Annotated in this window: 8 protein-coding genes and 1 pseudogene; 5 read left to right on the top strand and 4 right to left on the bottom strand. The window is 57.0% G+C overall.

What is annotated here, in order from left to right; translation table 11 throughout:
• Positions 1-199: 199 nt before the first annotated feature.
• Positions 200-1446 (top strand): annotated as a pseudogene (locus AC07U6_RS02675) (alpha-amylase family glycosyl hydrolase); the annotation flags it as partial.
• Between the two features lie 18 nt (positions 1447-1464).
• Here AC07U6_RS02675 and AC07U6_RS02670 read toward each other — a convergent pair.
• Both AC07U6_RS02670 and bioH read right to left on the bottom strand, forming a co-directional pair.
• Entirely contained in the window at positions 1465-1731 is a 267-nt protein-coding gene (locus tag AC07U6_RS02670) for a YdgH/BhsA/McbA-like domain containing protein (protein WP_494761264.1), read from the bottom strand.
• A gap of 243 nt (positions 1732-1974) precedes the next feature.
• On the bottom strand, positions 1975-2739 hold the full coding sequence (bioH, locus tag AC07U6_RS02665; protein WP_494761263.1) for a pimeloyl-ACP methyl ester esterase BioH: 765 nt from the start codon (positions 2737-2739) through the stop codon (positions 1975-1977).
• Positions 2740-2776: 37 nt separating this feature from the next.
• Here bioH and gntX point away from each other — a divergent pair, with 37 nt between their 5' ends.
• From gntX to fabF, 3 genes are all read left to right on the top strand, one after another.
• Complete coding sequence (gene gntX / locus AC07U6_RS02660) at positions 2777-3460, top strand: DNA utilization protein GntX (RefSeq protein WP_494761262.1); 684 nt, start codon at positions 2777-2779, stop codon at positions 3458-3460.
• A gap of 58 nt (positions 3461-3518) precedes the next feature.
• A complete protein-coding gene (gene nfuA, locus AC07U6_RS02655; protein ID WP_494761261.1) occupies positions 3519-4094 on the top strand; it encodes a Fe-S biogenesis protein NfuA in 576 nt (191 codons plus the stop codon).
• 195 nt (positions 4095-4289) lie between these two features.
• Positions 4290-5564, top strand: a complete 1275-nt coding sequence (gene fabF / locus AC07U6_RS02650; RefSeq protein ID WP_494761260.1) for a beta-ketoacyl-ACP synthase II — start codon at positions 4290-4292, stop codon at positions 5562-5564.
• Between the two features lie 44 nt (positions 5565-5608).
• Here fabF and malQ read toward each other — a convergent pair whose 3' ends face one another.
• Both malQ and malP read right to left on the bottom strand, forming a co-directional pair.
• Positions 5609-7690, bottom strand: coding sequence for a 4-alpha-glucanotransferase (gene malQ / locus AC07U6_RS02645; RefSeq protein WP_494761259.1), 2082 nt, complete (start codon positions 7688-7690; stop codon positions 5609-5611).
• A 9-nt stretch (positions 7691-7699) separates the two neighbouring features.
• Positions 7700-10102, bottom strand: coding sequence for a maltodextrin phosphorylase (malP, locus tag AC07U6_RS02640; protein ID WP_494761258.1), 2403 nt, complete (start codon positions 10100-10102; stop codon positions 7700-7702).
• A gap of 569 nt (positions 10103-10671) precedes the next feature.
• Between malP and malT the strand changes: the two genes are divergently transcribed.
• The gene (gene malT / locus AC07U6_RS02635) at positions 10672-13392 is read left to right on the top strand and encodes an HTH-type transcriptional regulator MalT (RefSeq protein WP_494761257.1); all 2721 of its coding nucleotides are present in this window, start codon (positions 10672-10674) and stop codon (positions 13390-13392) included.
• The last annotated feature ends 1 nt before the right edge of the window (position 13393 follow it).

Raw genomic sequence — 13393 nt, 5'->3', positions numbered from 1 at the left:
AGGTTGCGAATCTGATACCAGAGTCTACAGTGAAAAATAACGACCGAACTCTTCGCCAGCGGTGGTTCGTTCACAACACATGGATATCATCACTAGCTTAATCGATCGCATCTATGACGCTTCATTTCCCCCCGCCGCGCTGAAGCGGTTGCGCGCGCTGATTGACGATTCGCGCGAGCGCATTCGCTATCGGCGCAAGCCGCACTGGGATGACTTCTTTATCAGTATGCCACCCGCTACCGATCTGAGTGCCGTCACCCGCCCGCGTACCTCTCCACTGCTGACGCCGTTCACACTGGCCGATAGTGAAACGCGCTTTGTCTGGACAACCTTTAGCGCTGACCAGATTGACCTCAATTTTGCCAACCCGGAAGTGCTGATCGACATGATGTCCGTGCTACTGGACTATCTACAAAAAGGTGCAGATTCCGTGCGGCTGGATGCGGTTGGCTATATGTGGAAAACCCCCGGCACTCCCTGCATCCACCTGGAAAAAACTCACTGGCTGGTTAAGCTGATGCGTGCCGTTGCCGATGAGGTCGCACCGGGTACGGTGATCCTGACGGAAACTAATGTGCCGCACAAAGACAATATCAGCTACTTTGGCAGCGGCACGGATGAAGCGCAGATGGTTTACCAGTTCTCGCTGCCGCCGCTGGTACTGCACGCCATCCATTACGGATCGTCACGCGCCCTGAGGCAGTGGGCCGCATCGCTTGATGCCAACAGCGGTAGTACCACCTTTTTTAACTTCCTTGCTTCTCACGACGGTATCGGCCTGAACCCGCTGCGCGGTATTCTGCCGGAAACCGAGATCGTCTCACTGGTACGCGATCTGGCAAACGAAGGCGCGCTGATCTCCTATAAAAACAATCCCGACGGAACCACCAGCCCATACGAAATTAACGTCACCTACATGGATGCGCTCAATAAGAAGGATGACAATGACGATACCCGCCTGCGGCGCTTTATGTTGGCACACGCGTTGCTGCTGGCGTTTCCCGGCGTACCCGCGGTCTATGTGCAAAGTCTGCTGGGCTCTCGGAACGATGTCGATGGGGTCAGACGAGCCGGTTACAACCGGGCCATCAACCGCGAGAAGTATCCTCTTGAAGCCATTGAGCATGCGCTAACGGATACCGGGACGCTGCGGCATCGGGTGTTTAATGCGATGCGTGAATTGATTCAGGTTCGCCAGCGGCAGCCCGCTCTCCATCCCGATAATCCGTTAAAAATTCTGGAAAGTGAAAACACTCTGTTGGTGATGGTACGTGAAGCACAAAACGCCGGGGACACCCTGCTGTGCATCTATAATCTGAGTGAAAAGGTGATGCGCTGTGCGCTGCCGGATGACAGGCCGTACCGCAATGTGATTGGGAACAGATCCACAAAGCGGGGCCGCTCGATCTGGCCCCGTGGGGATATTACTGGCTGCAGGCGGTATAACGCGCCATGCTGCGGGACTTATTTATAAACTTCAGCTTCTGCCAGCATGCGGCCACGCTGTTCGGCGGCGACAATCACATAGTAACGGCCGCCTAATTTATCCGCCTTGGCAGACAGATCGGCTTTAGCATCCATTGGCGCACTGGTGCCGGTAGTGGTAATCACGCCAATCTTATCCAGGTTCATATCCTGAACCTGCTGACGGCTGATTTCCTCGGCCGCTGAAGCGTTAAACGCTAAGGTTGCGGTAAAGAGTAATGCAGTAACAGAAATAATTTTTTTCATGATTTGTCCTCTCCATAGGCTATCGGTATCCGATTAGTCCGGCAGCGCGAATCCTCCCACGCAGCCTAACTCATTATTGACCGGATCTGACAGACAAACCAACCGGATAACCTACGATATTGTGGACAAAAAGTGGCATTTACCTTTCTACTACTCGTTCGCCTTTTACACTCGCCTTTATTGGCTGTCTGCTAAATAAAGCATGGGTTATCGTAAAGTTAAATCCTCTGGTGGATAATTATATTATTTTTTAAAATCAATAATATATCTACAGAAAGCTTCCGGGTGAGAAATAAACGGCGCGTGCGCGGCTTTTTCCATAATAACGCTGGAACTGGCTGGCCAAAGCATATCCAGCAGTGGGGCGACCTTACGCGGTACCAGGCCATCAAGTTTGCCGTACACACGCAGCAGCGGAAGATTCAGTGAAATCAGGTCCGTTCTTAAATCAACATCCCTGAGTATTTCCAGCCCGGCATTCAACACCTCAACGGACGGCATCGGATGATCCAGTACGACGCTTTTCAGCGCGCGGGCGTCCTGTCGGGCGCTTTCGGTTCCCAGAGTTTGCAGGGCAAGGAAGCGTTCAACCGTCCGCTGAAAATCTTCACTGAGCTGCTGTTGAAAACCGCTCAGCGTTTCAGGCCGAATACCCGGCCACGCTTCTGCGGCGCTAAACCGTGGTGATGACGCTACCGTAATCAGTGCTTCAACCCTGTCGGGGTGCTGGAGCGCGAGCCTGCTGGCAACCAGCCCACCCAGCGACCAGCCGAGCCACACCGCCTTTTCAGGTGCCTGTGGCAGTAATGATGCCACCATCTCGTCCAGCGATATCGCCCGGAAACCCTGGCTGCGGCCATAGCCCGGCAGATCCACCAGGTGCAGACAAAAATGCGCACTGAGTCGATCGATAATGCAATGCCACACGCTGGCATTCAGCCCCCATCCGTGCAGCAGCACAAGATGACGATCTCCCTGGCCAATGGTCTCCCAGTAAAGCGGCTTCATAGGTTATGGTCCTGTGTTTTACGTCGATGAGGTGATCATGCTACCAATGCCAGCCGCCTGTTGGCTATGCCAGATGCCGCTGAATCTGGCGCACCACGGCGTGTGCAGCGTCTGCCTGCGCCCTTTACTGCGGCAATACCCTGCCTGCCCACGCTGCGGTTTAGCCAGCGGCCATTCATCCCGCCCGTGCGGACGCTGCCTGCTGCGCCCACCGCCCTGGCAGCATCTGCTGGCCGTCACGCCGTGGCAACCGCCGCTGAAAATCTTAGTCAACCGGTTGAAATTTTATCGTGCCACCGCACAGGCGGTGATGCTGGCGCGTCTGATTTTGCTAAGGTGGTTAGATGCACATCGTAATAACGGGCTGTTACGCCCTGATTTGTTACTGTGCGTACCGCTGCATTCCCGCAGAGCGTGGCAGCGTGGCTATAATCAGTTAGATGATATGGCGCAGAACCTGGCCCACTGGACACGCTGCCGCTATGACCATCGGGGCCTGATACGCATCCGCAAAGGTAAAATCCAGCACCGCCTGAACGCGCTGGCTCGCCGCCGTAACCTGCGCGGTGCTTTTCGGGTCATGGCTGAGGTCAGCGGGTGTCACATTGCTCTGTTGGATGATGTGGTAACAACCGGCAGCACGGTTGCCGAGATCGCCCGTATGCTGCTGGCCGCCGGCGCCGCCAGCGTACAGATATGGTGCCTGTGCCGAACCTTGTAGCGGGTCGGCGATGGGCGTATTATAACCAATGAATTTTGTTAACTATTGAGCAATCGCCATGATCGTTATTACTGACTCTGCACAAGAGCACTTTGCAAAACTGCTGTCAAAGCAGGAAGATGGCACCCAGATTCGCGTATTCGTTATTAACCCGGGTACGCCCACCGCCGAGTGCGGCGTTTCCTACTGCCCGCCCGATGCAGTAGAAGCAAACGATACTGAACTGAAGTTTGACAAGCTGTCGGCATTCGTTGACGAGCTCAGCGCACCGTACCTGGAAGACGCCGAGATCGATTTCGTTACCGATAATCTCGGCTCACAGCTGACGCTGAAAGCGCCAAACGCCAAAATGCGTAAAGTGAGTGATGATGCCCCTCTGGTTGAGCGCGTTGAGTATCTGCTTCAGGCGCAAATCAACCCACAGCTGGCCAGCCACGGCGGTAAAGTTTCGCTGATGGAAATCACCGACGAAGGCTTCGCCATTCTGCAGTTCGGTGGCGGCTGTAACGGCTGTTCCATGGTTGACGTCACGCTGAAAGAAGGGATTGAGAAAGAGATGCTGCAGGCCTTCCCTGAACTCAAAGGCGTGCGCGATCTGACCGAACATCAGCGCGGTGAGCATTCATTCTACTGATCGAAGCCGGTTTTTTTCTTTCCCCGGGCGGCCTCATGGCCGCCTTTTTATTCACACCCTCGCTATTTCGCTCAATTTTCCATCTCAAAAAAGTTCGTTATACAGAAAGAGCCTAACGCAGGTTTAGCTATAGATCTTTCAGCTTACACGTGTACACTGAAATTTCCTTTCGTAACCCGGGTGAAAGCATTATCTATGAATAATATAAGAGTGGTTATTACTGGCATGGGGCTAACAGGCCCTCTGGGAAACGGCGTGAACGGCAGCTGGCAGCGTCTGGTTGCAGGTAAGTCAGGTGTTTCTGCACTTCCTGCAGATGCCTACGGCGACACTGCCATACGCGTGGGTGGACAGGTTCCCGATGTGAATCAGGACCCTGAGTATGGCTTAGATCTTGATGCTTTAATCCCGCAGAAAGAACAGCGAAAATCCGATCGTTTTATTCATCTGGCGCTGGCCGCTGCCGAAGAAGCGGTCAACCAGGCTAACCTGCGTAACCTTAGCGAAGAGGCACAGGTGCGGGTTGCCACAATTATTGCCACCGGTATTGGCGGCTTCCACGCTATCAGTAATGCGGTAAAAACCGTGGCGGAAAAAGGCAGTCGTCGCCTCTCCCCCTTCACGATTCCTTCGTTTATTGCCAACCTTGCCGCGTCACAGGTAGCGATAAAATATGGCTTTAAAGGCATGCTGGGCACGCCGGTTTCCGCCTGTGCCGCCAGCATTCAGAGCATTGGCGATGGCCTGCGCGCCATTCGCTGTGGTGAAGCCGATATCGCCGTGGTCGGCGGCAGTGAGTCCTGCATCAATCCGGTTTCGCTGGGCGGTTTCCAGGCCGCGCGCGCACTTTCCACCGCCTGGAACGCGCAGCCGGAACGTGCATCAAGACCGTTTGATGCCGGACGAGACGGGTTCGTGATGGGTGAAGGAGCAGGCATGCTGGTGCTGGAAGAGCTCGAGCACGCTCGCCAGCGCGGCGCAACCATCCTCGGAGAGGTTGTTGGCTACGGTACCACCTCGGATGCTTATCACATTACCTCCGGGCCGGAAGATGGCGAAGGCGCAGTCAGAGCGATGCAAATTGCTCTCGCGCAGGCGAAGCTAACCGGCAGTGATATCGACTATGTTAATGCTCATTCCACCTCAACCCCGGTGGGCGATCTGGCAGAAATTAACGCGCTGCTGAAAGTGCTGGGGGAAGGCGCCAAAACTGCGATTTCGTCCACCAAGTCGGCTACCGGTCATCTGCTGGGTGCGGCCGGGGCGGTAGGTTCGATCTTCTCTCTGATGGCAATACGCCAGCAGATAGCACCACCGTCGCTAAATGTTGAGCGGCTGGATGACGCAGCGAAAAAATTAAACGTGGTGCGGAATACAGCAAGCCCGATGGCGATCTACACCGCACTGGTAAACGGATTTGGCTTCGGCGGCGTTAATGCCTCGGTAATATTTAAAGCCTTTAAAGAGTAATCTGCGCGGCCGCCTCCGCCATGCTAAGTGGCAGAGGTGGCGACTCAGGCGGTTTTTCCTGCTCTGCGGCGTCGATCGAGGTCGCTAATCAACCGGTTAATCCCTTCATCAGCAAACATCTCCTCCACGCTGAGGCTGAGTTTTCTGCGCCAGTTGGGGTACTGATCGGTGGTACCGGGAACATTGACCGGCTTCGCCATATCCAGCCAGTCCTCAGGTTGCAGGCCCAGCAGCGCGCTGTTGCTGTCGGCAATATAGCGCTGCATCCCGCGATTCAGCGTAGCGTCCATTTCACGTTTATCCGCCCGCTTAGCATAGCGCTTTGGTACGCAGCCGAAGCGGTGTAATGCATCCAGCAGTGCCTGCTTCTGCTTCGCACGGTCGGCAAACAGCCCGCTCAATATCACTTTATCCGGATACAGGCCCAGCGTTTCCCCCAGGGTTAAGTCGCCCACGTTCCAGAAGCCGCGCAGCGTCGGCAGATCGTGGGTGGTGGCGCTGGCCATGGACTGCCGCGGCCAGTCGGCTGGTGCACGCCAGGTGTCTTTATCCTGCTGTTCGAAGTACAGCACCTTCCACGAATAGATCCCGCTGTCACGCAGCTTACCGACGATTTCAGCCGGAACGGTACCCAGATCCTCACCGATCACCATGCACTGGTGGCGCTCGCTTTCCAGCGCGAGGATCGCCATCAGATCGTCTACCGGATAGTAAACGTACGCGCCGAAATTAGCGGTTTCACCATAGGGTATCCACCACAGACGCAGCAGCGACATCACATGATCGATACGCAGCGCGCCGCAGCTGGCCATATTGGCCCGCAGCAGATCGATAAAGGGCTGATAGCCGCGGGCCGCCATCACATTCGGGTCCATCGGCGGCAGCCCCCAGTTTTGCCCCAGCGGCCCGAGAATATCCGGCGGAGCACCTACCGATGCCTTCAGACAATACAGCTCGCGATCGCACCAGGTTTCCGAACCGCCCTCGGCAACGCCAACCGCGAGGTCACGATAAAGGCCAATCGGCATGCCCTGCTGCTGGCTGAACTGCCAGCATTCATCAAACTGGCAGTGCGCCAGCCACTGCAACCACAGCCAGAAGCGCACCTCGTCCTCGTGGCGCTGGCAGAACTGCTGTACCGCATCGCTGTCGCCATGCTGCCAGGCTTCCGGCCACACCGGCCAGCCCCAGCGACTGGCATCCTCTTGCAGCATATAAGCGTGGATAGCATCGTAGGCTGCCTGGTTAAACAGGCTTTCCCCACCGCAGGTAATAAACTGCTCGAATTCCAGACGCATCCGGTCCTCAGGCAGCCGGCTGCTGAAGTGCTGCCACGCATAGCGCAGGCCCTGAATTTTCAGCGAGCCGACCGGGCCATAGTCTACCCAGTCGGCTTCACGTACCGCCGCCAGCGTGGCCTGGGTTTCGCTCTGCTGCCACCAGCGCTGTGCTTCCTCGCTCTGCTGGAAATCAACTATCGCCGCAACGTCGATGTACATCACGTTCAGCCAGCGACGGGAAGACGGGCTGTACGGACTGGCATTCTCCGGCGCGGCCGGATACAGGGCATGAACGGGATTCAGACCGATAAATGCACCGCCGCGCTGCGCCACTTCGCCGACCATCCGCTTCAGATCGCCAAAGTCGCCCATCCCCCAGTTGTGGGCGGAACGCAGAGTGTAAAGCTGGACGCAGGAGCCCCACAGCTTCTCACCGTGCTTCAGGGCGGCTGGCTCATAGCAGCGCTTCGGCGCGATAATCACCCGGCACAGCCACTGCTTTTTCCCCTGGCTGAGCAGCAGCTGATGGTAGCCGTTCGGCAGGCGTGACGGCAGTGTCAGCGTTTCTCCCGCCGCGACTCGCCCGTGAAACTCTTTGCCCTTTTCCGTATGAAAATGCCACTGGTACTCGCCGCTGCCGCCAATACTCAGCCGCTGCTCGCGTTTGCTGAGCAGTACTTTGCACGGCGGCAGCGGCACACGATCGGCTTTTGGCACCTCGTGCATCGCCGCCAGCAGCTTTTGCCGCGTCGCCAGCGGAATCACTTCCGGCTCGCCTTTGGCGTTGATGTATTCCGCTGCGATACCTGCGGCAGCGGCGGCTTGTTCAAATTGCTGATGATCCATAGGCTTTCCTTAGCGTTTTGCCTGCCAGATGCGCTGCCGATAGTCGCGGATTGAACGATCGGAGCTGAACATTCCGGTACGCGCGGTGTTGAGAATGGCCGAGCGGCTCCAGGCTTCCTGGTCACGATACAGTGCTTCCACCCGTAGCTGCGCCTCGCAGTAGCTGGCAAAGTCCGCCAGCACCAGCCACGGATCGCCCCCCTTCGTCAGGCTGTGCAGCATCATATCGAAGGCGTGTTTATCGCCGCCGCTAAAGAAGCCGTTCTCCAGCTCTTTCAGCAGGCTGTCCAGGTGCTTATCTTTTTTGCGCAGCTTCAGCGGATCGTAGCCTCCAGCCTTCAGCGCCTTCACGTCATCCACGCGGTTGCCGAAAATAAAGATGTTCTCTTCGCCGACCTGCTCGGCAATCTCAACGTTAGCGCCGTCCATCGTGCCGACAGTCAGCGCGCCGTTCAGCGCCAGCTTCATATTGCCGGTACCGGAAGCCTCATAGCCCGCCGTGGAGATCTGCTCGGAAAGATCCGCTGCCGGGATCATCAGCTCCGCCGCCGTAATGCGGTAGTCAGGGATAAACACCACTTTCAGCTTATCGCCGATCAGCGGATCGTTATTGATCTTCTCTGCCACCTTGTTGATAGCAAAGATAATGTTTTTCGCCAGGTAGTAGCCCGGTGCGGCTTTGGCACCGAACAGGAAGACCCTCGGCACCCAGTCCTGCTTCGGATTGTCGCGCAGCCGCTTATAGCAGGAGAGGATATGCATCAGCCCCAGATGCTGGCGCTTATATTCGTGCAGGCGCTTAATCTGCACGTCGAACAGGGCGTCCGGGCTAACCACAATGCCGGTGCGCTGCTTGATGTAAGCCGCCAGGCGCACTTTATTATCGTGCTTAATCTGGCGATAGCGCTGGCGGAAGGCCTTGTCATCGGCGTACTTCTCCAGCCCGCGCAGGGCATCCAGATTGTCGGCCCACTCTTCTTTCAGCGTCTCGTCGATCAGCGCAGACAGCGCCGGGTTACACTGTTTCAGCCAGCGGCGCGGCGTAATGCCGTTGGTGACGTTATGGAATTTCTCCGGCCACAGCTGGTGATATTCGGGGAACAGATCCTTGACCACCAGATCGGAGTGCAGCGCCGCCACGCCGTTAACGGCAAAGCCGCTGACCACGCAAAGGTTCGCCATACGCACCTGTTTATCATGGACGATTGCCAGCTTTGCCCAGACTTTTTCATCCCCCGGCCACTGCTTCTCAACCTGCTTTTTAAAGCGGCGATCGATCTCTTTGATCAGCGTGAAGTGGCGCGGCAGCAGGCTACGGATTAATCGCTCATCCCAGCGCTCCAGCGCCTCAGGCATCAGAGTGTGGTTGGTGTAGGCAAAAGTTTTGCTGACGATAGCCCAGGCGTCGTCCCAGCCGAGCTGGTGCTCATCAATCAGCACCCGCAGCATTTCCGGGATAGCAATGGTCGGGTGGGTGTCGTTGAGCTGAATCACTTCATAATCCGGCAGCTCGTGCAGTTTGCGGCCGGCCTGGTGATGGCGGCGCAGAATGTCGGCCACCGAGCAGGCGCACTGGAAATACTGCTGCATCAGGCGCAGGCGCTTGCCTTCCTGATGGTTATCATTCGGATAAAGCACTTTGGTCAGCTTCGCGGCATCAATGCCCTGCTGTTCCGCCTTGAGGAATTTGCCGTCGTTGAACAGGGTGAGATCGAACGGATGGGCATGCGCCGCCTGCCACAGGCGCAGCGGCTGCGTCACACCGTTACGATAGCCGGTGACCGGCAGATCCCACGCCTCGCCGAGCAGGGTAAAAGCCGGCTGCCAGCTAAAGCCGCCGGAACTATTCTTCACCACCTTACCGCCGATGCCGACATTCACATCCAGCGCCGCATTATGGCGGAACCACGGATAGCTCTCACGGTGCCAGTCGTCCGGAGCCTCTTTCTGCTGGCCGTCGGCAAACGACTGCCGGAACAGGCCATACTGATAGTTAAGGCCGTATCCGGTTGCCGACTGCCCTACCGTGGCCATGGAGTCAAGATAACAGGCCGCAAGCCGTCCCAGCCCGCCGTTGCCCAGCGCCGGATCGACCTCTTCTTCCAGCAGTTCGCTCAGGTCACGCTGGTGTTCCGCCAGTGCGGCTTTCACCTCGTCATACCAGCCGAGATTCAGCAGGTTATTACCGGTCAGTCGTCCAATCAGAAATTCCATCGAGATATAGTTAACGTGCCGCTGCTTTTTATCCACTTTTGCCACCGGCTGCGCCGCCAGCAGTTCGGCCAGCGCACCGCTAATCGCCTGCCACCACTGCTGAGAATTCATCTCAGCGGCGGAGGAATAGCCCAGATGCTGCCACTGACGCGTCAGAGCCGCGTCAAAACGTGCTTTATTGAATTGCTGTTGCGACATAACTTCCCTCACAAAATGGTTTCAAATTGACCAACTACCGTCATGACCCGAAATACTGTGATAAACCGATGCGCACATGCTAACGACGCCGGATGACAGGGCATCATCCCAGGGCAATTTTTACCAGGGAGGAGCCGTGGGGCGTAGGTGAAAATGTGATCGCCAGCACCTTAAAGTTAAGACGCCAATGCGAAAAAAAGCTCATCGCATAATGCGATGAGCAAATAAAAAAACAAGAATGACAATCAGAGGGTATATAGCTTGCCGGACACGCGGCCCGGATGAAACGCACAATCAATCGGCAAAGCGCACTGCCTGGCTAAAAAAAGGTGAGGGAGGTGTGTGTTAAAAGTGATGCGATATAATTAAGTATGAGTCAATTCATTAATCGCGCCAGTATCTCACGATGTAAAAAATCATAAGGAAATGTGATGCAGTGCAACTTACAGAACGTCCATTTACACTGCGTCTTGCAATACACGTTATCCTGGTCAAAGGTACTTTAATTACACGCTGCGAAATAATTCATTTTATTTCTTCTTTCGCCATCACATAGTGAAGTGTTCGCCATGCTGATACCCTCAAAACTAAGCAGACCGCTAAGGTTAGAGAATACGCTGGTACGCGATCGCCTAATCGCCAGGCTGGCCAACAGCCATCTGTACCGTTTGGTGTTGGTCACCAGTCCGGCAGGCTACGGTAAAACCACACTGATGGCCCAGTGGGCAGCGGGGAAAAATAGCCTGGGCTGGTATTCCCTCGATGAGAGCGATAACTATCCCGAACGCTTTGCCAATTATTTTATGGCGGCCATTCAACAGGCGACCGGCGGCCACTGCGTGCGCAGTGAAGCCCTGGCGCAGAAACGTCAGTATGCTTCACTCAATGCGCTGTTCTCGCAGCTGTTTATTGAGCTGGCCGAATGGCAGACGCCACTCACCATTGTGATTGACGATTATCACCAGTTGAATAATGACGTGATCCATCAGGCGATGCGCTTTTTCCTGCGTCATCAGCCGGAAAACCTGACGCTGGTGATCCTTTCCCGCAACCTGCCATCGTTAGGCATTGCCAATCTGCGCGTGCGCGAGCAGCTGCTGGAAATTAACAGCCAGTCGCTGGCCTTTACCCATGAAGAGACACGTGCGTTTTTCGCCGGCCGCCTGCAGCAGCCGATAGCCGAACAGGAGTCACAGCGGCTGTGTGATGAAGTGGCCGGATGGGCCACCGCACTGCAGCTCATCGCTCTCTCCGCCCGCCAGTCCAATACGCCAACCCATCAGTCCGCCCAGCGTCTGGCCGGGATCAACGCCAGCCATCTGGCGGATTATCTGGTGGATGAAGTACTGGACTGCGTGGATGACGCCACGCGAAACTTCCTGCTGCGCAGTTCGGTACTACGCTCCATGAACGACGGGCTGATTGCCCGCCTGACCAGCGAAGAGTGCGGCCAGCGGCGGCTGGAGGAGACTGAACGTCAGGGGCTGTTTATTCAGAGGATGGACGAACGTGGCGAATGGTTTAACTTCCACCCGCTGTTTGCCTCTTTCCTGCGCCAGCGCTGCCAGTGGGAGCTGGGCAGCGAACTGCACGCCATTCACCGTGCCGCCGCTGAAGGCTGGATGGCGCAGGGTTACGCCGGCGAGGCGATTCATCATGCGCTGGAGGCGGAGGATATCCCGCTGCTGCGCGACATCCTGCTGCGCCACGCGTGGACCCTGTTTAACCACAGCGAACTGACGCTGCTGGAAAAAGGCTTACAGGCGCTACCCTGGAAACAGCTGGTTGAGAATCCCCGGCTGATCCTGCTGCAGGCGTGGCTGGCGCAGAGTCAGCACCGTTACAACGAAGTCTATCGCCTGCTGGCGCGCACAGAGCAGGAAATGGCGCTGGAGCAGGTAGTGGTGGACGATCTACTCAGCGCTGAATTTAACGCGCTGCGTGCGCAGGTGGCGATCAACGCCGGTCGCCCGGATGAAGCCGACCGCCTGGCGCTGCTGGCGTTAGATACCCTGCCGCTGAGCTGCGCCTTCAGCCGTATCGTCGCCACCTCGGTGCGCGGCGAAGTGTTGCACTGTCGGGGGGAGCTGGCGATGGCGCTGATGATGATGCAGCAGACTGCGCAGATGGCACGGCAGGAGAACGTCTGCCACTACGCGCTGTGGGCGCTGCTGCAGCAAAGCGAGATTCTGATTGCCCAGGGCTATCTGCAAACGGCCTGGGATACGCAGGAGCAGGCTTTCCGCCTGATTGCGGAAGAAGGGCTGGAACAGCTGCCAATGCATGAATTCCTGCTGCGCCTGCGCGCGCAGCTGTTGCTCTCGTGGGCTCATCTGGATGACGCGGAGAAAGCTGCCCGCGCCGGGCTGAAGGTGCTGGAGAACTTCCATCCGCAGCAGCAGCTGCAGTGCCTGTCGGTGCTGGCGAAATGTGCCCTGGCGCGTGGCGATCTGGATAACGCCCGCCGCTATCTGACCCGCTGTGAGAATCTGCTCAGCAACGGCCACTACCACAGCGACTGGGTCACCAACGCCGATGAAGCGCGGGTGATCTACTGGCAGATGACCCACGACGTCACCACCGCTGGCAGCTGGCTGGGCCTGACCCTGAAACCGGCGGATGCGGATAATCACTTCCTGCAGGGACAGTGGCGCAATATCGCCCGTGCGCAGATCCTGCTCGGGCAGTTCAGCCAGGCGGAAGTGGTGCTGGATGAACTGAATGATAATGCCCGCCGCCTGCTGCTCACCAGCGATTTAAACCGCAATCTGCTGCTGGCCAACGCGCTCTACTGGCGGGAAGGCCGTAAAGCCGAAGCGCAGCAGGCGCTGATTGAGGCGCTTACCCTGGCCAACCGCACCGGTTTTATCAGCCACTTTGTGATTGAAGGCGAGCCGATGGCACAGCAGCTCCGCCAGCTGTTGCAGCTCAACACATTACCGGAAATGGAACAGCGGCGCGCTCAGCGCATCCTGCGCGATATTAATCAGCACCATCGCCACAAGTTTGCCCACTTCGACGAAAGCTTTGTCACCCGACTGCTCACCCATCCGCAGGTGCCGGAGCTGATCCGCACCAGCCCGCTGACCCAGCGCGAGTGGCAGGTTTTGGGGCTGATTTATTCCGGCTACAGCAACGAGCGCATCGCGGGCGAGCTGGACGTGGCGGCCACCACCATCAAAACCCATATCCGCAATCTGTATCAGAAGCTTGGCGTGGTACATCGTCAGGAGGCGGTACAGCAGGCACAGCAGCTGCTGCAGCTGATGGGGATGGGCGTAAGTCCCTGAC

It is taken from the genome of Erwinia sp. GW821-FHT03D09, from assembly GCF_059420805.1.
This window is presented reverse-complemented; position numbering and strand designations above follow the sequence as displayed.

Coding starts and splice junctions, on each gene's coding strand:
- bioH (WP_494761263.1), bottom strand. CDS start 2,739: ATGAAGCCGCTTTACTGGGAGACCATTGGCCAGGGAGATCGTCATCTT.
- malT (WP_494761257.1), top strand. CDS start 10,672: ATGCTGATACCCTCAAAACTAAGCAGACCGCTAAGGTTAGAGAATACG.
- fabF (WP_494761260.1), top strand. CDS start 4,290: ATGAATAATATAAGAGTGGTTATTACTGGCATGGGGCTAACAGGCCCT.
- malQ (WP_494761259.1), bottom strand. CDS start 7,690: ATGGATCATCAGCAATTTGAACAAGCCGCCGCTGCCGCAGGTATCGCA.
- gntX (WP_494761262.1), top strand. CDS start 2,777: ATGCTACCAATGCCAGCCGCCTGTTGGCTATGCCAGATGCCGCTGAAT.
- nfuA (WP_494761261.1), top strand. CDS start 3,519: ATGATCGTTATTACTGACTCTGCACAAGAGCACTTTGCAAAACTGCTG.
- malP (WP_494761258.1), bottom strand. CDS start 10,102: ATGTCGCAACAGCAATTCAATAAAGCACGTTTTGACGCGGCTCTGACG.
- AC07U6_RS02670 (WP_494761264.1), bottom strand. CDS start 1,731: ATGAAAAAAATTATTTCTGTTACTGCATTACTCTTTACCGCAACCTTA.